The organism is Williamsia sp. SKLECPSW1 (genome assembly GCF_054332755.1).
This window is the reverse complement of record NZ_JBTGLI010000001.1, coordinates 2483764-2506899: the sequence shown is the minus strand read 5'-3', so window position 1 is coordinate 2506899 and position 23136 is coordinate 2483764. Positions and strand designations below refer to the sequence as shown.

Here is a 23136-nt window from a genome sequence, read left to right as displayed (position 1 = left end):
GTCACACGGCCACCGCAGATGATTCAGGGCGGCATCCTCGATCGGATGCCGCCCTGAATCGCGTGTGGTGCGAGCTCGATCAGCCCCAGGAGCTGGCGATCGAGTTGTTCGTCGACTGCATGTCGGAGTTCCCCGAGCCTGCCGCGGCGACGATCGAGGCGAGCACCTGCTGCACCTCGTGCGACCCCTGGATCCACTTCTGGTAGGTCGCCTGGAAGGCCTCGGCCGACTGCGGGTCCTCCCACAGCGACTGGCACTGGTTGCGGACGCCGTTGAGCTCCTCGGTCAGCTGCACCAGCTGTGCCTGCTCGCTCTTGGCCTGCTGCAGCAGCGAATCGATGCCGGCGTAGTCGTAATGAATCTGTCCCATGATGAGTTCCCCTTCGAATGGTGGTTCGGATCAGACCGCGGTGTTGAGGCCGCCGCCGGCGGACTTGAGCTGCGACGCAGCCTGCTCCTCCTGCGAGGAGTACTGGGTCATGTTCTGGTTGAGCATGCTGATCATCTCGTCCATCGAGGTATTCATCTTGGTCGCCGCCTGGTGGTACTCCGTGGTGACGTTCATGAAGGCGGCCTGCGCCTGCCCCTTCCAGACGCCGCTCGACTCCGAGACGGTGGAGTTCACACGCCCCAGGAGGGAGACCATCTGACTGTGCAAGTCCTTGGCCTTGTTGATGGCCGCATGCATCCCCTCGATATCAACCTGCGTTGCCACAGTTCACCCTTTCGTCGTTGGCATCCGCGAGTCGAACGCCTGTGGTGGACAGGGGCGGTTGCACCCGTCCGATCCCGGTGCGGCGGCTCATGCTTCGCCTCCGGGAAGAATTTCCGCCAGTCGCCGGAGCGCTCCGACGACGGCGTGGTCATGGCCGGGCATGATCGACGTCCATCGATCGCCCGCGTAGCCGGGGGCAGACACGGACACGACGCGTCCGTCCGCGGTGTCGAACACCGCGACGACGACCCGGTCGGCCGGGCGGTCGAACTCGGCGACGATCTCGGTCTGCCCGACGGCGCCGCAGAGGACCCGCGCGAGACCACGAGCGGCGGGTTCGGCCATCCCGAGGCCGAAAAACGCTTCCGCATGCGACATCTCGTCGTCACACGTGGCGAGCGCCGTGTCGAACACGTCACTCGGGTAGCGGACGCTTTCCACGGCCGCGCCGCGCGTGGCCCCGATGAGCGGACGGATCTCGTTGACGATCAGCTCGGCGTCGTCGGTCGCGAACACCGGAACGAACGTGAGCGAGTCACCGTTACGGGTGGCGAGGAACCGCGATTCACCGTCACCCACGATGCAGAGACGCAGCACCTGGGTCACGTCGACGCGGCGCATCTCGACGAGCCAGTCCGGGTCGGCCAGGGCCGAGAAGAGCTGACGCAGATCGGGATCGGGGATCCCGTCGCTGTCGATCGCACCCTTCTCGACGAGCGAGGCAGACGCCGCCGCGCGAACCTGCTGCGCGACACGGTCGTCGTCGCTGGCCTCCTCGACGCGCAGCACCGACGGCAGCGTCTGGACGGAGAGCAGATCGCAGACGACGAGGACCTCCGCGAGGGTCATCCGATGTTCGGTGAGGGAGCCCGTCATCATCGCGGTCCCTCCGCGTCGCTGACGCCGAGGACGGAGGGTGCAGCGGTCTGCGACCCGGATTCGACGATCTCGCGGCCGTCCTCGTAGTGGGTCGCGACGGCGGCGGCGCCGTGTTCGGGTTGACCCGCGGACGCGGACGCTCCCATCGGGGCCGCGGGGAGGACATGCGGATGCTGCGAGACGGCGTCCGCGGGAACGGCAGTCGACGCGCGACCATCCACCGCGACCACCTCCTCCGCTGTCATGCCGTCGGCCCGGAGTTCGGCCCGACGTGTCTGGCTCACGTATTCATCTGACGCATACGAACCCAGAGCGGTTCCACGCAGAGCCGCAACTGCGGCCAACATCGCCTGTTCGGACGACAATCCGACGGCCTGCTGGGCGGCGATCCGCGCCTCGGCCTCCGAACGGACCGTGTCGCTCGCGGAGCGATCGACCAGATGGGCGGGTGCCGCGACCGGGTCCCACGGCCGGGACACCGGTGTGGTGGCCTGCTCATAGGACTCCATGACACGCGCCGCCTGTGCCTTCATGCTGGTCGCCTGGTGGTCGAGTTCGGCGAGGCCGCCGGCCATCAGCGATTTCGGCGGCGCGGCCACCTGCTTCAGCGCGTCCTCGAGGTGTCCGAGTGCGGCGATCGCGTCGGCGTCGGGCATGGCCGCCACCGCGACGGTGTGGGCGACGGCCTGACGCTCGGCGGCGGCGGCGTTGCGCAGCGCCATGTCCGCGGTCTCACCGACCCACTTCTCCAGCTTCTCGACCGCCGCGATCATCCCGGCGTCGCCACGACCCTTCCACCCCTCGAGGATCGACTTCTTGAGACGCTCGAACTCCGACGCCGTCTCACGCAGAGCCACGCCGATGGCGGCCCAGGACATCCCGGCCTCGAACATCGGCTTCGCGCCTGCGCCCATGGAGAGATCGCGGCTCAGCTTCTCAGCTGGCCGCGCATCCCAACGGACACCGGTGAAGCCGACCATCGACGTTCGCTCCTCTCAGCACGGGCCGCACGGGGTGCGGCGGGACAGACCGGTCAGGTCAGTTGACGAACAGGTCACCCGCGACGGCCTCGTCGTGGGTGCCGACGGCCGCGGACTGTTGACGCAGCGCGGCGGCGACGTCACGGATCGCGGCGACTCCCTTCGCCATCTCGGCGTCGAACCGCTCCGCCGACTCGCTGAACGACGTGGATGCGGCGCGTGACACCTCGTCGGCGCCGGCGGGTCGGACGTCGACCGTCTCGCGATGTGTCCCCACCTGCTGTTCGAGCCCGGCGGCGATGGCCTCGAGGCGGCCCGCCGCGTCGGCGAGGTACTCGGTGTCGACGGAGAGGTTGTCCGGCATGGTTTCAGCTCCTTGGAGAGGACGGGTCAGGATGGGTTGTCACCGGAGAGCTCATCGGGACTCTCCCAGATCGACTGTGCAGCAGGCGCTTCGGCCTCACCGAGGACGGTGGGGCTGGCTTCGGGGATGTCGCCGACGACCTCGTCGGTGTGGCGGGCGTCGACGGTGTACTCGCGGTCGCTGGAGTGCGTCCCCGACGATCCGGCGCCGGCGGCTCCCGCCGCTCCCGCACCCATCGGCATCGCGGACGGCACAGCTCCACCACCGCGGGTGACCACCGTCTCCTCGTCCACGGCGCCCTTTCCCATGGCGCCGGCCCCGCGGGAACCGCCGGGTCCGAACGATTCGGACACCGTGCGTGCCGACGGCTGAGCCGGGGTGCCCGCGGCCCCCGCTGCACCGCCCAGGGGCACAGCGCCCATGCCACCGGCACCACCGCCGCCGGCGCCGGCGCCGGACGTCCGTTCCGAGGGGACGCCCGAGGAGCGCAGATGGTCCGGACGGGCACCGAATGCCCCGCGGCCACCCGCGGCGGCCTTCGTCGCCTGCATGATGCCCTGCATCGGAGCGCTCACCGCCGACATCGCCATACCGGGCACCTGCGCCGCCACCTGCGGGACAGCGGTGATCGCGACGGGAGTTCCCGCGACGGTCATGTTCGCGGTGTGGGCGGTCAGCTCGGCGCGGGTCTCGGCCACGATCGCCATACCGGCCGACACGTGACCGGCCGCGGCGGCGAGCAGCGCCGCCTGCCCTGGCGGGGTGGGGAGAACCGGGATCATGGTGGTGGCCACGGCGACGAAATCGGCGATGACGCCCTGGAGCAGTGCGACGCCCTTGCCCACGGTCGCGATCGCGGTGCTCACGATGGTCGAGATGTCGGCGCTCTGCCCGCCCGTCGCCGTCCCGTTGACGTTCGCCGCGGTCGCGGTGGTCGCCGCCGAGGTGGCGGCCGGACCGGTCCACAACGGTGTCAGTGCGGAGATCGCCTGGGTCCCCATCTGCACGACGCTCTGCATCGCCTGCATCAGTCCGTCGAACAGCTGCGTCGGATCGAACGGCATGGCCGACTTGTCGCCGCTGCCGAACCCTGCGAGCAGGTCGGTGAGCGGCTTCACCAGTACGGAGAAGTCGATGGTCGGCATCGGCGGCAACTGCGGCAGCGGAGGCAGGGGCGGGATCTGCGGGAGCGGTGGGAGGTTGAGCTGCTTGAGGATGTCCCCCACCGGCATGCGCAGCATCGGCGCCGCGTCTCCCAGCATGTCGAGCGGGCTGGGACCTGCTCCGGGTGCGGCCGCGTGGCCGGCACCCTCGCTCACAGTGTCGAACTCGCCGAGTGCAGAGCCGCCGAGGTGTCGGACTCCAGACCCTCGTATTCGTTCGCGGCCGCGGCGGCGGAAGCTGCGGTCCCGGCGTGCACTGCCGCCAGCGAGGTGGCCGCCGCGACATTGCTGAACTGGGACACCGCGAACGACCCGAGGAAGTCCTGACCGATGAGCCCGAAGATCGGGACCATCACGGCGACGTTCGCGCCGAGATTCATGGCGCTGGCGCTCTCGATGGCGGTGCCGATGCCGGCAGCCGTCGCGCCGAAGGCGCGGATGGCGTCTGGTTCTGCGCTGAAGGTGCTCATCAGTTCCCCTTGTCAGGTCGCTGGACGATTGTCCGGCCATTGTTCAATCTAACGGATTTGCCACGGTGGCTCCAGTCGATGACGCGGAGCCGCCCTCCGGGCCTCGCGCGCATGACGACCGTCGCCCCGCCGGAGCCTGTGGTGAGGCGCTCACCGTCCACGATCAGCCTCCGTCGTGTCGAGGTTCAGGCCGCCGACGGTGCTGCCACCCGATCCGACCTGTCCGGTCGCACTCGCCGTACGGACACCCCCGTCCTGGTGGACCTCGGCGACGATGCCGGGGTCCCCGGCGAAAGAACCCGACGGGCCCGGCGACGGGATCGAACTGGAGATCTGCGCGGTCATGGTCTCGTCCGAGATCGGCGACGAGTTCAGCGCCGAGGAGCCCTCCGGAGTCGGCTCCGGCCCCTCCTGGGTCGCGTCGTCGTAGGCCTCCGAGGCCACCACGGATTCCGGGGCGCCCACGGACTCGGGTGTCTCCGGCGCCTGCCCACCCCGTCGGGCACGCGACGGGGTTCGCGTCCCCGGTGGCGGCATCGGCGGGGAACCGGGCTGCGGCGACGCCCCGGCACCGCCTCCCGGGCCGGGACGCGGCGACGGGCTCGGCCCCGGCGACCCCGCGTTGCCGCCGGCGTGCGGTGGCGGCGGCTCGGAGTGGGTGCGTCCGGTCCCCGTGAGTCCGGGGCTTCGCGCGGCGCTGCCGTAGAGCACGGTGCTCGGTGCGGCGGCAACGGCGCCCACACCGGCGCTGATCGCGCCGTCGGCGGTCTTCTCGGCGATCTGACCCGCGTCGTATCTGTCCATGAAGAACTGGTGCGCGATCACCTGGCGGACGCCCTCCTTGATCGCGGACTGGGCGGCCGACCTGGCGATCTCCGCGACCACGTCCCGACCGATCTCCTTCAACACCGCGGCGCTGATGTGCGTCGTGATCTCGCTGACGAGCCGCTCGATGATCGTCCGCAGGACTGCCCCGGTCAGCGCACCCTCGGCGACAGCCGCGGCCATGCTGGCGCCGAAGGTCTCCGCCGCCAGCGCGATGTCGAGGGCGAGCTGCACGGCGAACACCTCGAGGGTGAGGACGAACGCGGACTTCGCCACGATGACCGACACGGCCGTCGCGTCACAGAGCAGCTCGCACTTGGCGAAGTTGTCGGCGAGTCCGTCGACTCCGCGCGGTCCGGCGATCTCGCCGAAGTACCGCACCATGGCGTGGTGCACGTCCCCCGTGATCACCGACCCGAGGCTCTCGGAGCCGGCGAGGACGTCGGCCCCGGCCGACCGCAACGCCACAGACGCCTGGGCGTAGGCGTCGCCCATGTCGTGGAGGGCGTCCTCGTCGCCTTCGGGGTAGGTGAAACCGCCACCGATGAAGCCGAGGGCGAACTGCAGTCCGCCCGGGAGACTCATACCCATGTGGTGCCGTTCGATCCGATCCCGTGGGCGCTCTGCATCTCCCGGTCGAGGAGTTGCCGCGCGGAGTCCGAGACGGCCTCGGCGGCGTCACGCAGGCGGGACACGATGTCCTCCAGCGTCGCCATGGCGTCCGCGTGGGCCTGCTGATAGCCGTCACCGAAGACACCGCCCGGTTGATCGCCACCCCAGTCGGCGGCCGAGCGGCTGTCCACACGAGACCGCACCGTCCGAAGAGCCTTGTCGACGGCGTCGGCGGCAGCGCCGAAACGCTGAGAGGCGCCGCTCAGACCCTCGATGTCCGCGTACAGGTCTTCGCCGCTCATGACCCCTCCTCCGTCGGCCCCGAGGTAGGGGCGGTGCTCATCGTCGCCATCGGTCGTCCGCCTCGGGATCGCTGGTGGAGGGGACGACCGCCCGGCGCAGATCCTCGAGCTCGGGGATGTCGACCGGGCCGGAGTCGGACCCGAACGCCGACGAGGCCATCTCACGTATCTCCGCCGTCTTCGTCTCGACGAGGTGCCGTACCGATCGCGCTGCCTGCTGGGTGACCTCGACGATCTCGGCGGACAGCGTCTCCGGTGTGTACTCACGGAACGCGTCGTCATCGAGGTCGAGCCGGATCACCGTCCCCGACGCGTTGACCCAGACCTCGACCATCCCGTCACGGGACGACGCGGACGCGGTCAGCCTCGCCGCAGCGTCTCGGGTCCGGGCGATCGCGTCGATCGTCTCGGTGAAGGCGCTCATCCGTTCGGCGACCTGCTCGTGCGCCTGCCGGCGGATGGTCTCGAAGTCGATCTCCACGCTCGCGGCCCCTCCTTCACGCTCTCGATGTCGGGCCTGTTCGTTCATTGGACGCAGGCTCGCGCGATTCGGTTCCACGCCGGACCCGATTTCTTCGCCGGGACTATATCGGCCCTCCCGTACAGGCGCGCGACGCCGTCGGGCAGCTGTGGAGAACCCCACAACACCCGCGACCTCGCGTCGTGGATCGGTGTCATCATGGGCGCGTGACCACCAGGCGTACGTACGAGTACTACGAGGACTGGGACGACGACGAGCCCGAGGACTCCCAGGCAGAGGCCGACGCGGAGGCGTCGGCAGACCAGCCCGGCGGGGAGCACTCCCTGCAGACGGTCGGCCGCGCGGCGACGCCCAGCGGCTCGGTCGAGGTCAGGACGACCCAGCAGGGTCTCCCCACCGCCATCCACATCGAGCGCTCGGAGATGGACAAGTCGGCCACGTCACTGGCGCGGACCATCCTCCTGTTGTGCCGACAGGCGAGCAACCGCGCCGGTGCCGAGGCGCGCCGGCAACTGCTCGCCGAGGGCCACAGCCTCGAGGCCGTCTCCTACCTGAACCTGCCCACCGAGCGCGACGTGACCGCTGCGGATCTCGCTCTCGACGCCCATCTCGAGGAGTCGGAGCCCGACACATGGATGCGACGGGTATGAGCGGACAGCAGTTCCCCGAGCCCACCCCCCTGCCGTCGTCTCCGCCGATGCCGCCGACGCTGCCGATCACCTTCGACGACATCGAGGCGAGCGCCCGGCGCGCACTGGAGCGGATGCAGTCGACGTCGGAGTCGATCGCCGGCACCCGTGCCGAGGTGTCCGACGACGACGAGTTGGTGACCGTCGTCGTCGACGGCAACGGCTCGATGACCGATCTCCGGATCTCCCCGTCGGCGATGTCGAAGAAACCCGACGAACTCGCGGCGCTGATCGTCGAGACCGCCGGCGCGGCGGCGGCGTCGGCGTTCGGCCAGGTAGGCGGCCACATCTCGGCGTTCATGCAGGCGCAGTCCGAGGAGCCCCCGCTGATCGGGTGAGGTGCGCGTCAGTCGATCGCGCCGAGCACGGTGTCCCTGAGATCACGGCGGCACACGACGAGGTCGGGCAGGTAGACGTCGTCCTCGTTGTACTGCAGCGGTGAGCCGTCGACGCGACTGCACCAGAGTCCGGCGGCCTGTGCGACGACGACGGGGGCCGCGGAGTCCCATTCGTACTGTCCACCGGAGTGGACATAGACGTCGGCCTCGCCCCGCACCACGGCCATCGTCTTCGCACCCGCCGACCCGAGCCCGACGATCTCACCCCCGACCGCGGCGGCCACGGGGTCGGCGAGAGGTTGCGGCCGGGAGGCACTGACGACCACCCGCGGTGTCGCCGACGTCCGTTCGGGAAGCAGCCCGACGACGGGTGGGACCTCGCCGTCGTCGCTGGTGTAGGTGACACCGAGGTCGGGCAGCGCGACGGCTCCGGCGACGAGTCCCGACCCTCGGTGCCACAGTGCGACGTGGACCGCCCAGTCCGCGCGCCCGGGGATCCCGAACTCCCGGGTGCCGTCGAGCGGGTCGATGATCCACACGCGATCGGCCGAGAGGCGACGCCGGTCGTCCGCCGACTCCTCCGACAGCACCGCGTCGTCCGGGCGCTCCTCACGCACCCGCGAGATGAGCAGTTCGTTCGCCTGCTCGTCGCCGGCAGCGCCGAGCTCCTTGCCCTCGAGACCGCTGTCGGAGCGCAACCGCATCAGCAGTTCACCGGCGGCGGTGGCGAGCTCACCGGCGAGACGCGCGTCCGCTGTCACAGACCGAGATCCCGGATGATGGCCTCGGCGACATCGCCCGGTGACCCGTCCTCGGGGGTCACGACGAGGTCCGCATCGACGGGCCGCTCGTACGGCGAGTCGATCCCGGTGAAGTTCGTGACCTCGCCGCGGCGCGCGCGGGCGTAGAGGCCCTTGGGATCCCGGCGTTCACATTCCTCCAGCGGTGTGTCGACGAAGACCTGGTAGAAGGTCAGTCCCCGCGCGCCGTGGATGTCCTTGGCGCGGTGCCGCTCCGCGGCGAAGGGACTGATCAACGACACTATGGCAATCGCGCCGGAATCGGCGAACAACGCGGCGACCTCGCCGGTGCGCCGGATGTTCTCGCGGCGGTCGTCGTCGCCGAACCCGAGATCGGAGTTCAGTCCGTGCCGGAGGTTGTCGCCGTCCATCAGGTACGCAGGTCGTCCGGCGGCGACCAGCCGCCGCTCGATCTCGACGGCCAGTGAGCTCTTGCCCGATCCCGACAGTCCCGTCAGCCAGATGGTCGCCCCGGCATACGGACGCTGCTCACGCGCCACCTTCGACCCGTGCCAGACGATGTTCGCCTCGTGGCTGACCGGGCCGGTGATCATCCCCGCGCCGACGGTCTGGTTCGTCGTCTCGTCGACGAGGATGAAGCTGCCGGTCTCCCGGTTGCGGCGGTAGGCGTCGAACATCAACGCCTGCTGCGCGTGCAGCGTGACACGACCTATCTCGTTGAGCGCCAACGTGTCGGCGGCCTCGTCGCGGTGCAGGGTGTTGACGTCGAGCCGGTAGTCGACCGCCGTCACCTGCGCCTTCGTCTGGTTCGTCGTCGAGGCGATGACGTAGCGGTTCCCCTGCGTGAGGGTGGTCGTGTCGGAGAACCAGCAGACCATCGCGTCGACGTCGCGGCCGACCCAGGGACGGTTGTTGGGGCGCGCGATCATCTCGCCGCGGGTGATGTCGATCTCGTCGGTCAGCGACATCGAGACGGCCATCGGCGGGAACGCCTGCGCGACAGGGTCTCCCCCCGGGCCCCAGATCTCGGCGATCCGGGTGCTGAACCCGCCGGGCAGCACGACGACGTCGTCACCGGGGCGGAACACGCCGCCGGCGACGCTGCCCGCGTAGCTGCGGTGGTCGGACCCGTCGGCGCGCTGCGGGCGGATGACGTACTGCACCGGCAGCCGGGCGTCGATGAGGTTCCGGTCGGAGGCGATGTGCACCTCCTCCAGGTGGTGCAGCAGCGGACTGCCGTGGTACCAGGGCATGTTGGTCGACCGCTCGACGATGTTGTCGCCGAGCAGCGCCGACACCGGCACGAACGTCAGGTCGGCGACGGTGAGCTTCGAGGCGAACGACGCGAATTCCGCACGGATCTCGTCGAACCGGTCCTGCGAGAAGTCGACCAGGTCCATCTTGTTCACCGCGAGCGTCAGGTGCGGGATGCCCAGCAGCGACGAGAGGAACGCATGGCGGCGGGTCTGCTCCAGCACACCCTTGCGGGCGTCTATGAGGACGATCGCCAGATCCGCCGTCGACGCACCGGTCACCATGTTGCGCGTGTACTGCACGTGCCCGGGGGTGTCGGCGACGATGAACTTCCTTCGGGGCGTGGCGAAGTAGCGATAGGCCACATCGATGGTGATGCCCTGCTCACGTTCGGCGCGCAGGCCGTCTGTGAGGAGTGCCAGGTTCGCGTACTCGTCACCGCGTTCGGCGCTGGTGCGTTCGATCGACTCCATCTGATCGGTGAAGATCGACTTCGAGTCGTAGAGCAGACGCCCGATGAGCGTCGACTTGCCGTCGTCGACGCTTCCGGCGGTCGCGAGACGCAGGAGTTCCTTGCGGCCCATGCCGGTCGAGGAGTCGTCCACACGGTGATCGAGGGCGGTCATCAGAAGTACCCCTCCTTCTTGCGATCCTCCATGCCGGACTCGGAGATCCGGTCGTCGGCGCGCGTCGCACCGCGCTCGGTGAGCCGGGTGGCGGCGACCTCGTCGACGACCGCCTCGACCGTGTCCGCGGTCGACAGGACGCACCCGGTACACGTCGCGTCGCCGACGGTCCGGAACCGGACCGTCTCCTCACGGATCTCCTCACCCTCCTCGGGCTGTAGGAACCGTGTGCGCGCCAACAACATCCCGTCGCGAGGGATCACCTCGCGCCGGTGGGCGTAGTAGATCGACGGCAGCTCGATCCGCTCGGCCCCGATGTACTGCCAGATGTCGAGCTCGGTCCAGTTGCTCAGCGGGAACACACGGATGTGTTCACCCGGGGCGTGCCGACCGTTGTAGAGGTTCCACAGCTCGGGACGCTGCGCGCGGGGATCCCAGGCGCCGAACCGATCACGGAAGCTGAACACGCGCTCCTTCGCGCGGGCCTTCTCCTCGTCGCGGCGGGCACCGCCGAACACGGCGTCGAACCGGTTCTCGGCGATCCCGCGCAACAACGCCGTGGTCTGCAGTCGGTTACGACTGGCCCCACGACCTGTCGGCTCCACCACCCGCCCGGCGTCGATGTCGTCCTGCACCGAGGAGACGAGCAGCCGCACGCCCGTCTGCTCCACGACGCGATCGCGGTAGGTGATGACCTCGTCGAAGTTGTGCCCGGTGTCGACGTGCATCAGCGGGAACGGCATGGGCGCGGGCCAGAACGCCTTCCGCGCGATGTGGAACATCACCACGGAGTCCTTGCCCCCGGAGAACAGCATCCCCGGACGGTCGAAGGTCGCGGCGACCTCGCGGAAGATGTGGACCGACTCGGCCTCGAGCTCGGCGAGGTGGGAGAGCTCGTAGGCGGGCGGGGAGGCTGTCGTCATTGCCTGCTTCCGATCAGTGTCGACTATTCGAAACAGCTGGTCGACTATTCGACGCAACTGTAGGGGTGGCGCAGAATGCCGTCAACCGGCCCTTCGGGTGCATGATCCTCATCCGCCGTCCGCGGTCAGCAGTTCCGCGGCGCGGTCCGCCGCCGATGTCAGGGCCTGCGCGACGGCACGGATCTCGGCGGGCGCCATCCGTGCGAACGGTTGCGCCGCCAGCGACATCGTCACCTCGCTCGCCGCCGAGCGCGTCGTCGCGATCGGCACGGAGACGGTCGCGACCGACACCTCGTCGCCGGCATCGAGTTCCGCGTCGCTGACGTCGATGGTCGCGAGCGCGGCATAGGTGTTCGCCAGCGACGCGGACAGTTCGTCGACGACGATGTCGTCACCGAGCGCCTGCAACGCGGCGTGCACACGGACGAGCGGTCGCGACAACCGGTCGACCGTGAAGCCCCGGCCGCGGATCGACCCGAGGACCGTCTCGATCCGAGCCGCGAGTCCCTCGTCACACGGGAGCATCCGGAGCCACTCGCGGCGCACGTCGTCGTCGGCCCAGGCGACGTACTCGCGACCGAACGGGGCGATGACCGGCAGCGCCAGTCCCGTCTGCACGCGCTGGGGAGCCGACGGGGGCGCCACCGTGTCGGTGATGACGAGGAAACGGTTGCGCAGCGTGGCGAGCGAGACCGGCATGTCGAGGTCGCGGGCCAGCGCGCGGAGCAGGTCGTCGAGGATGCGCCCCGGAGGCCGTCGGTGCGCGAACACCGCGCCCATCCGCGCGCCCAGGCCGTAGGTCGTCTCGACGTCGTCACGATCCACCCACGCCCGGTCGACGAGTGTGGCGAGGATGGCGTGACCGGTCGCGCGCGTGATGCCCTGCGCGCGACAGATCTGGGCGAGGGTGAAACGCCGCCCGGGTTCCACGGCGAGCATCTCCATGACGTCGACGACCCGATCGGTCGGCGGCGACACGGCCCGCTCGCGCCCCGTGCCGGTGTCCATGGGCGGTGATGCTACGGGGTGCGTCGAATCGCGCGTTCGATTATGCGAACGTCGGCGGGTGCGTCGGCTTTACCAACCAAGCACTTGCTAGGTACTGTCCGAAGCATGTCCGACACCCCCATCCCACCGCCTCTGACCGGCGACGAGCTGACCCGGGACTCGCAACCGGTGGCCTACGAGGTGGCCGACGGGGTCGCCTACGTGACGTTGAACCGCCCCGAGTACCGCAACGCGCAGAACTCGGTGATGACGTACTCGCTCGACGCAGCATTCGTCCGCGCCGTCGACGACGCCGCGGTGACGGTGATCGTGCTCCGCGCCAACGGCAAGCACTTCTCCGCCGGCCACGACATCGGCACACCCGAGCGTGACGTCCACGTCCACTACCCGAACACCGCGTCGCTGTACTGGGACCACACCGACCGCACCGGTGGCGACCAGCGTCTCGCCCGCGAGCTCGAGGTGTACGTCGGCATGTGCCGCCGGTGGCGCGAGATCCCGAAGCCGGTGATCGCACAGGTCCACGGCGCCTGCATCGCCGGCGGCATGATGCTGGCGTGGATCTGCGACTTCATCGTCGCCTCCGACGACGCGTTCTTCTCCGATCCCGTGGCGCGCATGGGGATACCCGGCGTCGAGTACTTCGCGCACGCCTTCGTGCTCGGGCCGCGACGCGCCAAGGAGTTGCTCTTCACGGGCAAGCGCTTCACCGCGGCGCAGGCCGCGGAGTGGGGCATGGTCAACCACGTCGTCCCGCGCGACGACCTGCAGTCGACGGTCGACGGGATCGCCGCCGAGATCACGCAGATGCCCCAGCTCGGACTCGCCCTGTGCAAGAAGGCCGTCAACATCTGCGAGGACCAGATGGGGCTGCGGAACGCCATGGACTCGGTGTTCGGTTGGCACCACTTCGCGCACAGTGCGAACGCCGAGGCCGACGGTGACTCCCTCGGCGGGATGGACGCGAAGTCGATGAAGGCAAGCGCGGGGGACGGCTCCTGATGGACCTGCAGTTCGATCCCGCGGTGCAGCGGTTCCGCACCGAGATCCGGGAGTGGTTGCGCGACAACGTGCCCACCACCCCGCTGCCGTCGATGGACTCCGCGGAGGGATTCGAGGCCCACCGCGAGTGGGAGCGTCGGATGGCCGACGCACGATGGTCGGTGGTGAGCTGGCCGGAGGAGTTCGGCGGACGCGACGTCGACCTCGTGCACTGGCTGGTCTTCGAGGAGGAGTACCACCGCAGCGGAGCACCCGGCCGCGTGAGCCAGAACGGCATCTTCCTGTTGGCCCCCACACTGTTCGAGCATGCACACCCCGAACAACTCGCCGCGATCATGCCGCGCATGGCCCGCGCCGACGACATCTGGGGGCAGGCGTGGAGCGAGCCCGAGGCCGGCAGCGACCTCGCTTCGCTGCGATCCACCGCGACCCGCACCGACGGCGGGTGGTTGTTGAACGGTCAGAAGACGTGGAGTTCGCGGTCGAGCTTCGCCGACCGGGGATTCGGGCTCTTCCGCTCCGACCCCGAGGCGACCCGCCATCGTGGACTGACCTACTTCATGTTCGACCTGCGCGCCGACGGTGTCACCGTCCGACCCATCGATCAGCTCGACGGCGAGCCGGGGTTCGCGGAACTGTTCCTCGACGACGTCTTCGTCCCCGACGATCCCGATCGGCCCGGCGAGTCCGGGGTGATCGGGACCGCGAACGACGGCTGGCGTATCGCGATGAGCACCGCCGCCAACGAGCGTGGGTTGTCGCTGCGGTCACCGGGACGGTTCCTGGCCACCACCGACCGTCTGCTGTCGCTGTGGGATCGCACCCGCGACGACGCGCCGGATGGTCTCGCCGACAGGGTCGTCGACGCCTGGATCGGTGCGCGCGCCTACGAGTTGTCGACCTACGCGACCGTCAGCCGCCTGCTCGACGGCGGCAAGCTCGGCATGGAGTCGTCGATCAACAAGGTGTTCTGGTCGGAATGGGACATCGCGACCCACGAGACCGCCCTCGACCTCCTCGGCCCGGACGCCGAACTCGCCGGCGGCGCCGACGCCGGATGGCTCGACGGGTACCTCTTCTCGCTGTCCGGCCCGATCTACGCCGGCACCAACGAGATCCAGCGCAACGTGATCGGCGAGCGGCTGCTCGGACTGCCCCGGGGGGACCGATGAGATTCCTGCTCGAGACCGAGCACACCGATCTCGCGTCGAGCATCGACGCGATGCTCACCCGCGCCGACGTCCCGAAGGTGATCCGGGCTCTCGTCGACGGCGACCGGCAACCCGCCGCCGCGGTCTGGTCGCGGATCGCCGACTCCGGGGTCTGCGCCCTGCTCGTCGGTGAGGACGCCGGTGGGATGGGCGCGGGCGCGATCGAGATGGTCGTCGCCGTCGAACAACTCGGACGCCACTGCGTGCCCGGGCCGGTCGCCGAGTCGGTCGCGGTGCTCCCGTTCCTGCTCGCCGCCGCCGGCCGTTCGGATCTGCTCGAACCACTGATGGCCGGGGAGCCGGGCACCATCGCCCTTCCCCCCGTCGCACCCCGCGCCGCCGACACCGATCTCGCGTCGGTGGTGTTCACCCTGGAGGGCAGTCGTCTGTCCACGGCCGCGGTGACCGCGACCCGGCCCTCGGTCGACCCGGCACGGACCGTCGCGGACGTCGAGCCCGCCGAGAGCGTGGCCGACGGCGTCGACGCCGCCCGCGCCGCGGACCTCGGTGCGCTCGCGACCGCCGCGCAACTGCTCGGGCTCGCGTCCGGGATGCTCGCCCTCGCTGCCGATCACGCCCGCTCCCGCACGCAGTTCGGTCGACCCGTCGGCTCCTTCCAGGCGGTGAAGCACCACCTCGCCGACGTGGCGATCGCCGTCGAGATGGCGCGCCCCCTGCTGCACGGCGCCGCCCTCGCGATCGACTCCGGGAACGACGGCGACACGGTGCCCCTGGAGGTCGCGCGGGACGTGTCGGCTGCGAAGGTCGCGTGCGGCCGTGCGGCCGACCTCGCCGCCCACACCGGCCTACAGACCCTCGGGGCGATCGGTTACACCCGGGAACACGACCTGTCGCTCTACCTGACCAAGACGCGTGCGCTGCTCACCGCCTGGGGCACACCGGCCGCGCACCGACGTCGAGTCCTCGAGGCGATCGCGCCGTGACCGGGGCGCACCGGTGAGCGCCGCGCCACCCGTCGACTCCCCCGGCGTCGACACCGAGGAACAGGCCGCGCTGCGCGCGTCGGTCGTCGACGTGCTGCGCAGGCAGGGCGGATCCGCGCGCCTGCGGGCGGCGATGTCTGCGACACCGCGCACCGACGTGGACCTGTGGCGCACGCTGAGCAGCCAGGTCGGTGTCGCCGCGCTCGCCGTCCCCGAACGGTTCGGGGGCGTCGGCGCGAGCCTCGTCGAGACGCACATCGTCCTCGAGGAACTCGGTCGGGAACTCGCGGCCGTCCCCATGCTCGGGTCGGCAGTCCTCGCCGCGCAGGCAGTCCTGCTGACCCGCGACGACGAGGCCGGTGAACGCCTGCTGCCGGGTATCGCCGAGGGCGAGACGGTCGCCGCGGTGTGCTGGGCCGACGAGGCGGGGTGGGGGCCCGGTGGCGTCGTCGCCGACGGAGGGCTGCTGTCGGGCACCGCGCACTATGTGCTCGACGGCGAGTTCGCCGACGTCCTCCTCGTGATCGCCCGGTCCGGTGGGCAGACCACGGTGCACGAGGTGGCCGCCGACGCCGACGGCGTCACCCGGGCAGCCGTCCCGCTGATGGACCCGACGCGGGCGATGGCGACCGTGACCTTCGACGACACACCGTCGACGGCGATCGCAGCGCCGGCCGACCTCGTGGACCGCCTGCTGGCCGTCGGGGCGGTGGCGCTCAGCGCCGAGCAGGTCGGCGTCGCGGCGGGTGCACTGGACCGCACCGTCGCGCACACCTCCACCCGCGTCCAGTTCGGGCGCCCCGTGGGCTCGTTCCAGGCACTCAAGCACCGGATGGCCGACATGTTCGCCGCCGTCGAGACCGCCCGCTCGGTCTCCTACGACGCCGTCGACGCCCTCGTGCGCGGCGCCCGCGATGTCGACGAGGCTGTGGCGACCGCGCGGATGCTCTGTTCGGAGACGGTCACGGCGGTCGCCGGTGAGGCCGTGCAGATGCACGGCGGCATCGGCATCACCTGGGAACACGACATCCAGCTGTTCTTCAAGCGCGCACACGCCACGACGTTGCTGTTGAACCGGCCGTGGACCCACGCCACAGCTGTCGAACGGGCCGCCGGGATCTGACGGGAGCGCATCAGACAACCAGTCCGCCACGAAGTGCCTCCATCGCCGCCTCGACGCGAGTGGCGACTCGCAGCTTGGTGTAGATGTGCGACACATGGGTTTTCACGGTTGTCTCGCTCAGGTACAGGTCTGCGGCGATCGCCGCGTTGGTGGCGCCCGCGGCGAGCGCCCGGAGGATCTCCGACTCGCGATCCGACAACATCGTGAGCGCGTGCGCCGCCGCGGAACGGTCGGAGCCGCCTCGTCCGCCGGTCGCCTCCGGACCGGTGGCCGCGACGATCTCGCGGAGCGACTGCTCGCTGAACAGCGTCGTCCCGGCCGCGACCGCACGGACTGCCATACCGAACGACTGCGGCGGCTCGTCCTTCCGGATGAAGCTGTGGGCGCCGGCGCGGATGGCCGCCAGGACGAGGTCGTCGACGTCGAGCGCTGTCATGGCGACCACGCGCGGCGGATCGGCACCGGCCATCGTCGCGGCGATCGCCTCGATGCCGCCGACGCGCCGCATCTTCAGATCCATCAGCACGACGTGCGGTCGGTGCAGGGCGAGCGCCGCCGGGACCTGGTCACCGTCGTCGGCCTCGGCGACCACGCGGATGTCCCCCGAGGCAGCGAAGATCTCGGACAGTCCCCGACGGACGAACGGGTCGTCGTCGACGATGACGAGATCGATGGGTGCTGTCATGGTGCTGCCGATGGTAGGCAGCGAGTCCGACAGCCTGTCGCTCCGACACCGTTGCCGTCGTTGATCCGATCGGCGGCCGACCGCGGCGCCGAACCGTCAGGAGTGCCAGGGCAGCCAGGCACTCACGACGAACTCGTCGCCGATCCGGTCGGCGGTGAACGAACCACCGGCGCCGGTCACCGCCTCGGCGATCCCACGGAGTCCCGTCCCCGTTCCGTCCCCCGACGGGACGGACGTGCCGATGCGCGTCCGGATCTCGACTCGGAGCCCGTGGTCGGGCGAGCCTTGGATCGACAGACCCACCGGCGAACCGAACGCATGCCGCGAGGCGTTCGTCAGCGCCTCACGCACCACCCGGTACGCCACGTGTCCCGACAAGGGGCCCACCGGATGCGGCGGCACGTCGACAAGTGACGTCACATGCACCCCGGCCGATCGTGCCGACGCGACGAGATCGGTGACGCCGTCGAGGTTCTGCGCGCCCGACGCCGATCCGGTGTCGACTCCGCCCCGCAGCACGCCGACGATGCGTTTGAGTTCGTCGAGCCCGTCGTGGGCCGTCTTCTGGATCAGCGATGCCGAGTTCGCCACCCGCTCAGGACCTTCGGTGCTGTTGACCTGGAGGCCGCCGGCGGTCAACGAGATCCGGCTCAGGGTGGCCGCCAACGTGTCGTGCATGTCGCGGGCGATCCGTGCGCGTTCGGCCGCCACCGCCATCTCGGAGCGCATGATCTCGGACTCCCGCGTCTGATCGTCGAGAGCCGTGGCGACCACCGTCAACTGAGTGCTGGTCCGTCGCTGGACGGCCACGGCCACCACGAGTGCGACGAGTACCGAGGCGACCACGAACGCCACCCAGAGGGGCAGATCCCACTCCGGCACCGGGCCGTCCTCGGGCATCCGAACGCCGATGGTCAGCGCCGAGTAGTCCCGCCGACGAAACGAGTCATAGAGCAACGAGACCACACACGCCGCCCACACCGCGCAGGTCGCCACCACGAGCCGACGGTCGCGCACGCCCGACGCCACCGCGTAGAGCGCGATGAGAGCCGCGGTCGCGTCGGTGGCGAAGAAGAGCGGTCCGGCCACAGCGGCCGCGAGCACCGGGAGCGGGTGCCGATGCCGCCAGACGAGAGCGATCGCCGCGGCGACGTTGAGGGAGAAACCCAGCATCACGTTCCACACCGGCGTGCCCGCGGTACCCGCCAGACCGGCGGTCATCATCGTCAGGAACAGGCTGAGCGTGACGGCCGCAACGGTCGTCAGCCGGCGGCGGATGCGACCGGGCGTGGCGGTCGGAGCCCTCTGCACCCACGATGCCGCCGGTGGCGTCACCGGGCTGATGGGGATCATGGCCGCGACGGTACGGGTCGCGACCGACAGGCCACCATCCGCCGATCGGACGGCTCGTCGCGCAGTGCTTCCGACCGATCGGGTGAGGTCGACGGACCGATCGGAGGATGTGGTCGACCGGGCGGTCGCGGTGCAGTGGTCGAGAACATCGACAACCGAGAGGTACTGCCATGAACCAGAACCCGTCCGATCACCAGCAGTCCGCGCCCTACGGCTCGCCCCACCCGCCGTCGCGCAAGAACTGGTTCGCCCGTCACAAGGTGCTCAGCGCGCTCGGTGCCCTCGTGCTGATCATCGTGGTCATCTCGGTCGCCACCAGCGGTGGCTCCACGGAGTCGCCGAATGCGGCGCCCGGCGGCGGCACCGCGGCGCGCGCCTCGGCCGGGGCTTCCGCGACTGCCGCGGAGTCCGGGACCGCTCCCCGACCGGGCATCGGCGCGCCTGCGCGCGACGGAAAGTTCGAGTTCGTGGTGCGGGGCGTTCGCCCCGGCGGCACGACCATCGGCCCCGACGTCATGGCCGAACGTGCACAGGGCGAGTTCCTGCTCGTGGACCTGACCGTGCGCAACATCGGCGACAGGGCCCAGAGCCTCGACATCTCGTCTCAGAAGGTGTTGTCGGCGCAGGGGACCCAGTACTCACCCAGCACTGCCGCAACCATCCAGCTCGACGACGGCGGGGTGTTCTACGAGCAGATCAACCCCGGCAACGCCTTGCAGGTGACGGTGGTCTACGACCTTCCCACCGGCACCGACGCGACGCAGATCGAGCTGCACGACTCGATGTTCTCGGGTGGCGTCACCGTCGACCTCCGCTGAGTGGACCGCCCGGGGCCTGGTGGAGACTGCGATCTCACCACGCACGGACGTCCGCCCCATCGCAGACGGGCACGACGTCGACGTGTTCTCGGGTCACCACTGCACGACGAATCGGACGCCACGTACGCGAACGGGGACTGCCGCGCGCGTGCCGCGACTAGTATCTCCACGATGATCGACGGTGCCGCGTCTCGCGCCGGGCACGCCACCAACTACCTCGGTGACGGAGCCGTCAGCGTGACGCTGTCGACCACCCTCGAACTGGCCGCGGAGGCGTTGGGTTTCCCGCACGCCAGGCTGCACATCCTCGACGAGAAGAACCAGTACGTCCTCGCCGCGTTCGGCGATCCCGAGAGCGTCGGTTTCGTCGTCGACCGAGCGGCCACCACCTGTCGCGCCGTGGTGGACAGCGCACAACCGCTCGTCATCACCGACGCCGAGGCCGCGGAGGTGGACCCGTCACTCACCTCGCCGCTCAACGCAGCCGGTCTCCGCACCTACGTGGGGGTCCCGCTGTTCAGCAGGGAACACACCGCGGTCGGGACGCTCTGCCTGACCGACACGGTCCCGCACGCCGTCACCGCGTCGCATGTGACCCTGCTCCAGAAGTACGCGCGTGTGGTCGAGGAGCAACTCGAACTCCAACGCGACCGCACCCGGCTGCCCGACGACAGCGGGCTCGACGACGTCGCGAGCGCACTGTCGCGGGGCGAGATCCAGCCGTGGTTCCAGGCGATCGTCGCCCCCGCCGACGGCACGGTGCTGGGCTTCGAGGCGCTGAGCCGGTGGATCCACCCGGTGCACGGCGCGCTGACCCCGGCACACTTCCTCCCCGCGGTACGGGCGACCGACATCATGCTCGACCTCGACCTCGACATCCTCGGCACGGCGAGCGACCTCATGCGGGCGCACGAGGCGACGATCGGCGACGGGGCGATCCTGCACGTCAACATCGAGGGTGGCCACCTGCACCGACCGGCCCGGCTCGACCGACTCCTCGCGGCGGTCCGTGACGCGGCGCTGCCCGCCGAACGTCTGGCGGTGGAGATCATCGAGTCGACGGTCGGCGACGACGACCACACCCAGACCGCCCTGGACACGTTGCGGGGTCTGGGCGTCCACGTCGTCGTCGACGACCTCGGGCGGGGATGGTCGTCACTGTCCCGCCTGGTGCACTGGTCCATCGACGGGTTCAAGCTCGACGCCTCGCTCACGTCGTCGCTCGGCACTCCTGCCGTGGACCACCTCCTACGCGGACTGATCGATCACGGGGCGGCCAACGGGCTCATCGTGATCGCCGAGGGCATCGAGACCGCCGAGCAGAGGAATGCCCTGATCGAGATGAAATGCCCGGGCGCACAGGGGTTCCTGTTCCAGCGGCCCGGGCCGGAGCCGGTGGTCCCGGACGTCTCCTGACCCGCTCCTCACACTCCCGTCCCGCCGACGGGCCCGGGGTGGGCGCGATAGCCACCGCGCCCGCACGCCTTGGCCCGATAGAGAGCGCAGTCACCGGCCGTGAGGAGCGTCGAGGGATCGGACAATTCCGCCGACGAGACGCTTCCACCGACGCTGACGCCGGCACGCAGCGCCATCCCGCGAACGGAGAACGATGTCGCCATCGCCTGGACGACGCCCTCGGCGACCCGGGTCATCCGGGTGTGATCCGGGACGATGATCGCGAACTCGTCGCCCCCGAGACGCGCGGCGAACCCGTCACCCGCGAGGGCATGCACAAGGCGGAGTGCCACGCCCCGCAGCAGCGCGTCACCCGCCGCATGCCCGTACGTGTCGTTGATCGCCTTCATGTCGTCCACGTCGACGAGCAGGACACCGAAGCACGTCCCGTTGCGACGGGCACGGGTGAAGTGACGTTCGAGTTGGTCGTTGAAAGAGCGGCGATTGGGCAGCCCGGTCAGATCGTCCGTGGCCGCGGCGACCCGCAGTCTGTGCTCGACGCGGCGCTGCCGCGTCACATCTCGCGCGAGGCACAGCACATGACTGACCTCCCCGCGTGGGTCGCGCATCGGAGTGAGGATGTTGTCCCAGTGGACCCGTCCCCGGTCTGAGAGATCGGTGAATCCGGCGAATGTGGCTGTACGGCCGGACAACGCCGCAGTGAACGCCCGACGGCCGCGAGCGCGTACAGGAGGGGCGAGCAGGTCGATCCATCTCGTCGCACCGTGGTCCGACTCGTCGAGCGGCAGTCCCAGCGCTCGACGCGCCGCCCGATTGGTCCTCACCAGGACCCCGTCACGGTCCACGATCTCGATGCAGTCGACGCTGGCGTCCACCATCAGTTCGAGAAGCGCCTGTGAACAGATGTCCCCTGTCCGTGCCCCGACAGTGGCGGCCTGGAGTGGCTCGTCTCGCCTCACGGGACCACCCTGCTTCCTCACACGACCGCACGAACACCACTGACCGAGTGCCGCGGACCAGTATGTGATACTTGTGCGTCTCACACAATGCACACAGCCTCCCTGGTTCGTGTGCACCCGAGACAGCTCGACGACACCCGGAAACGGAGCGCCCCGTGCGTGACTTCAACTGCCGCAACTGCGGACAGCAATTGTCCTTCGAGAACACCCTGTGCCTGCACTGCCATCGGGCACTCGGGTTCCACCTGCCCACCCGGGTCATCCACGTCGTCGACGAGGACGGGACCGGCGAGGTCGACGGGACCGCGGTCCAGCGATGCGCCAACAACGTTGTCGCCACATGCAACTGGCTCGTCGACGACACCGCACCCAACGGCATGTGCGAGTCGTGCCGCCTGACCCGCACCCGCCCCGCCGACGACGACGACACCGCACTGAGCGAGTTCGCCGACGCAGAACTGGCCAAACGCCGCGTCATCCTCGAACTCGACGAACTGGGCCTACCCATCCGTGGACGCGACGACGACCCCCAGACCGGACTCGCGTTCGACCTGCTCTCCAGCGAGCAACGCAACGTCATCACCGGACACGCCAACGGCGTCATCACCCTCGACCTCGCCGAAGGCGACGACGTCCACCGCGAACAACTCCGCGTGTCGATGGACGAGCCCTACCGCACACTCATCGGCCACTTCCGCCACGAGATCGGCCACTACTACCAGATGGTCCTCGTCGGCGACGGCGAACACCGGGCCCGGTTCGAGGAACTGTTCGGCAACCCCGACGACGACTACCAAGCCGCCCTCGACCGCCACTACAACCAGGGCCCCCCACAGGACTGGAAATCCGACTACGTCTCCTCCTACGCCACCATGCACCCCGCCGAGGACTGGGCCGAGACCTTCGCCCACTACCTGCACATCCGCGACACCCTCGACACCGCCGCCGCGTTCGCGATGGCACCCTCCGGCGCAACCCTCGACGCCGACCTACCCGGCGAGGTCGGATTCGACCGCATCATCGAACTCTGGCTCCCACTGTCCTGGTCGCTCAACCAGATCAACCGCTCCATGGGCCACCAAGACCTCTACCCCTTCGTCCTCCCCGCCACCGTCCTCGAGAAGATGTCCTTCCTGCACCAACTCATCGCACCCGGACCCGACGGCGTCTGACGCCGTTGTGCCACAAGGGGGATCACGGGTACATCCGGGCCCAGGACGAGCCGAACGGGGACA

Annotated in this window: 26 protein-coding genes; 9 read left to right on the top strand and 17 right to left on the bottom strand. The window is 69.7% G+C overall.

Annotation, left to right across the window (positions count from 1 at the left end):
• Positions 1 to 79 precede the first annotated feature (79 nt).
• From ACXVUM_RS11770 to ACXVUM_RS11725, 10 genes are all read right to left on the bottom strand, one after another.
• Positions 80 to 370: a WXG100 family type VII secretion target gene (locus ACXVUM_RS11770; protein WP_458521969.1), complete on the bottom strand. Its 291-nt coding sequence runs from the start codon at positions 368 to 370 to the stop codon at positions 80 to 82.
• A gap of 30 nt (positions 371 to 400) precedes the next feature.
• Positions 401 to 715 carry a WXG100 family type VII secretion target gene (locus ACXVUM_RS11765; RefSeq protein ID WP_458521968.1) on the bottom strand — a complete coding sequence of 105 codons (315 nt, stop codon included), beginning with the start codon at positions 713 to 715 and terminating at the stop codon, positions 401 to 403.
• A gap of 87 nt (positions 716 to 802) precedes the next feature.
• The gene (locus tag ACXVUM_RS11760) at positions 803 to 1594 is read right to left on the bottom strand and encodes an ESX secretion-associated protein EspG (protein ID WP_458521967.1); all 792 of its coding nucleotides are present in this window, start codon (positions 1592 to 1594) and stop codon (positions 803 to 805) included.
• A complete protein-coding gene (locus ACXVUM_RS11755) occupies positions 1591 to 2574 on the bottom strand; it encodes a PPE domain-containing protein (RefSeq protein ID WP_458521966.1) in 984 nt (327 codons plus the stop codon). The genes ACXVUM_RS11760 and ACXVUM_RS11755 overlap by 4 nt, the downstream gene beginning before the upstream one ends.
• A 58-nt stretch (positions 2575 to 2632) precedes the next feature.
• The gene (locus tag ACXVUM_RS11750; protein WP_458521965.1) at positions 2633 to 2938 is read right to left on the bottom strand and encodes a PE family protein; all 306 of its coding nucleotides are present in this window, start codon (positions 2936 to 2938) and stop codon (positions 2633 to 2635) included.
• 26 nt (positions 2939 to 2964) lie between these two features.
• A complete protein-coding gene (locus ACXVUM_RS11745; RefSeq protein ID WP_458521964.1) occupies positions 2965 to 4257 on the bottom strand; it encodes a hypothetical protein in 1293 nt (430 codons plus the stop codon).
• Entirely contained in the window at positions 4254 to 4571 is a 318-nt protein-coding gene (locus tag ACXVUM_RS11740; protein WP_458521963.1) for a type VII secretion target, read from the bottom strand. The genes ACXVUM_RS11745 and ACXVUM_RS11740 overlap by 4 nt, the downstream gene beginning before the upstream one ends.
• Positions 4572 to 4721: 150 nt before the next feature.
• Positions 4722 to 5981 (bottom strand): WXG100-like domain-containing protein, encoded by a 1260-nt coding sequence (locus ACXVUM_RS11735; protein ID WP_458521962.1) that lies wholly within the window; start codon positions 5979 to 5981, stop codon positions 4722 to 4724.
• Positions 5978 to 6310: a WXG100 family type VII secretion target gene (locus ACXVUM_RS11730; RefSeq protein ID WP_458521961.1), complete on the bottom strand. Its 333-nt coding sequence runs from the start codon at positions 6308 to 6310 to the stop codon at positions 5978 to 5980. Before ACXVUM_RS11730 ends, ACXVUM_RS11735 begins: the two co-directional genes overlap by 4 nt.
• Before the next feature lie 37 nt (positions 6311 to 6347).
• Positions 6348 to 6791: a YbaB/EbfC family nucleoid-associated protein gene (locus ACXVUM_RS11725; protein ID WP_458521960.1), complete on the bottom strand. Its 444-nt coding sequence runs from the start codon at positions 6789 to 6791 to the stop codon at positions 6348 to 6350.
• Positions 6792 to 6997: 206 nt separating this feature from the next.
• On the opposite strand from ACXVUM_RS11725, the gene ACXVUM_RS11720 reads away from it, so the two are divergent.
• Positions 6998 to 7441 (top strand): DUF2694 family protein, encoded by a 444-nt coding sequence (locus tag ACXVUM_RS11720; RefSeq protein ID WP_458521959.1) that lies wholly within the window; start codon positions 6998 to 7000, stop codon positions 7439 to 7441.
• A complete protein-coding gene (locus tag ACXVUM_RS11715) occupies positions 7438 to 7818 on the top strand; it encodes a YbaB/EbfC family nucleoid-associated protein (RefSeq protein ID WP_458521958.1) in 381 nt (126 codons plus the stop codon). The genes ACXVUM_RS11720 and ACXVUM_RS11715 overlap by 4 nt, the downstream gene beginning before the upstream one ends.
• An 8-nt stretch (positions 7819 to 7826) precedes the next feature.
• On the opposite strand, the gene ACXVUM_RS11710 is transcribed toward ACXVUM_RS11715, so the two are convergent.
• From ACXVUM_RS11710 to ACXVUM_RS11695, 4 genes are all read right to left on the bottom strand, one after another.
• A complete protein-coding gene (locus tag ACXVUM_RS11710) occupies positions 7827 to 8579 on the bottom strand; it encodes a 3'(2'),5'-bisphosphate nucleotidase CysQ (RefSeq protein ID WP_458521957.1) in 753 nt (250 codons plus the stop codon).
• Entirely contained in the window at positions 8576 to 10459 is a 1884-nt protein-coding gene (gene cysC / locus ACXVUM_RS11705) for an adenylyl-sulfate kinase (protein ID WP_458521956.1), read from the bottom strand. The genes ACXVUM_RS11710 and cysC overlap by 4 nt, the downstream gene beginning before the upstream one ends.
• The gene (cysD, locus tag ACXVUM_RS11700) at positions 10459 to 11382 is read right to left on the bottom strand and encodes a sulfate adenylyltransferase subunit CysD (RefSeq protein ID WP_458521955.1); all 924 of its coding nucleotides are present in this window, start codon (positions 11380 to 11382) and stop codon (positions 10459 to 10461) included. The genes cysC and cysD overlap by 1 nt, the downstream gene beginning before the upstream one ends.
• 108 nt (positions 11383 to 11490) lie before the next feature.
• Positions 11491 to 12390 (bottom strand): helix-turn-helix domain-containing protein, encoded by a 900-nt coding sequence (locus ACXVUM_RS11695; protein ID WP_458521954.1) that lies wholly within the window; start codon positions 12388 to 12390, stop codon positions 11491 to 11493.
• A 105-nt stretch (positions 12391 to 12495) separates the two neighbouring features.
• On the opposite strand from ACXVUM_RS11695, the gene ACXVUM_RS11690 reads away from it, so the two are divergent.
• From ACXVUM_RS11690 to ACXVUM_RS11675, 4 genes are read left to right on the top strand one after another with little or no spacing between them, the layout of a single operon-like run.
• Positions 12496 to 13392 (top strand): enoyl-CoA hydratase, encoded by an 897-nt coding sequence (locus ACXVUM_RS11690; protein ID WP_458521953.1) that lies wholly within the window; start codon positions 12496 to 12498, stop codon positions 13390 to 13392.
• A complete protein-coding gene (locus tag ACXVUM_RS11685) occupies positions 13392 to 14564 on the top strand; it encodes an acyl-CoA dehydrogenase family protein (protein ID WP_458521952.1) in 1173 nt (390 codons plus the stop codon). Before ACXVUM_RS11690 ends, ACXVUM_RS11685 begins: the two co-directional genes overlap by 1 nt.
• The gene (locus ACXVUM_RS11680) at positions 14561 to 15547 is read left to right on the top strand and encodes an acyl-CoA dehydrogenase family protein (protein WP_458521951.1); all 987 of its coding nucleotides are present in this window, start codon (positions 14561 to 14563) and stop codon (positions 15545 to 15547) included. Before ACXVUM_RS11685 ends, ACXVUM_RS11680 begins: the two co-directional genes overlap by 4 nt.
• Before the next feature lie 13 nt (positions 15548 to 15560).
• Positions 15561 to 16670 carry an acyl-CoA dehydrogenase family protein gene (locus tag ACXVUM_RS11675; protein ID WP_458521950.1) on the top strand — a complete coding sequence of 370 codons (1110 nt, stop codon included), beginning with the start codon at positions 15561 to 15563 and terminating at the stop codon, positions 16668 to 16670.
• A 10-nt stretch (positions 16671 to 16680) separates the two neighbouring features.
• Here the strand turns inward: ACXVUM_RS11675 and ACXVUM_RS11670 are convergent, their stop codons facing one another.
• A complete protein-coding gene (locus ACXVUM_RS11670; protein ID WP_458521949.1) occupies positions 16681 to 17355 on the bottom strand; it encodes a LuxR C-terminal-related transcriptional regulator in 675 nt (224 codons plus the stop codon).
• A gap of 96 nt (positions 17356 to 17451) precedes the next feature.
• Positions 17452 to 18708: a sensor histidine kinase gene (locus ACXVUM_RS11665; protein WP_458521948.1), complete on the bottom strand. Its 1257-nt coding sequence runs from the start codon at positions 18706 to 18708 to the stop codon at positions 17452 to 17454.
• Positions 18709 to 18878: 170 nt separating this feature from the next.
• Between ACXVUM_RS11665 and ACXVUM_RS11660 the strand changes: the two genes are divergently transcribed.
• Together ACXVUM_RS11660 and ACXVUM_RS11655 are read left to right on the top strand one after the other, a co-directional pair.
• Positions 18879 to 19526, top strand: a complete 648-nt coding sequence (locus ACXVUM_RS11660; RefSeq protein ID WP_458521947.1) for a DUF4352 domain-containing protein — start codon at positions 18879 to 18881, stop codon at positions 19524 to 19526.
• A gap of 171 nt (positions 19527 to 19697) precedes the next feature.
• Positions 19698 to 20942: a sensor domain-containing phosphodiesterase gene (locus ACXVUM_RS11655; RefSeq protein ID WP_458521946.1), complete on the top strand. Its 1245-nt coding sequence runs from the start codon at positions 19698 to 19700 to the stop codon at positions 20940 to 20942.
• Positions 20943 to 20950: 8 nt separating this feature from the next.
• On the opposite strand, the gene ACXVUM_RS11650 is transcribed toward ACXVUM_RS11655, so the two are convergent.
• The gene (locus ACXVUM_RS11650; RefSeq protein WP_458521945.1) at positions 20951 to 21901 is read right to left on the bottom strand and encodes a diguanylate cyclase domain-containing protein; all 951 of its coding nucleotides are present in this window, start codon (positions 21899 to 21901) and stop codon (positions 20951 to 20953) included.
• A gap of 155 nt (positions 21902 to 22056) precedes the next feature.
• On the opposite strand from ACXVUM_RS11650, the gene ACXVUM_RS11645 reads away from it, so the two are divergent.
• A complete protein-coding gene (locus tag ACXVUM_RS11645; RefSeq protein ID WP_458521944.1) occupies positions 22057 to 23073 on the top strand; it encodes a zinc-binding metallopeptidase family protein in 1017 nt (338 codons plus the stop codon).
• Positions 23074 to 23136: the final 63 nt, after the last annotated feature.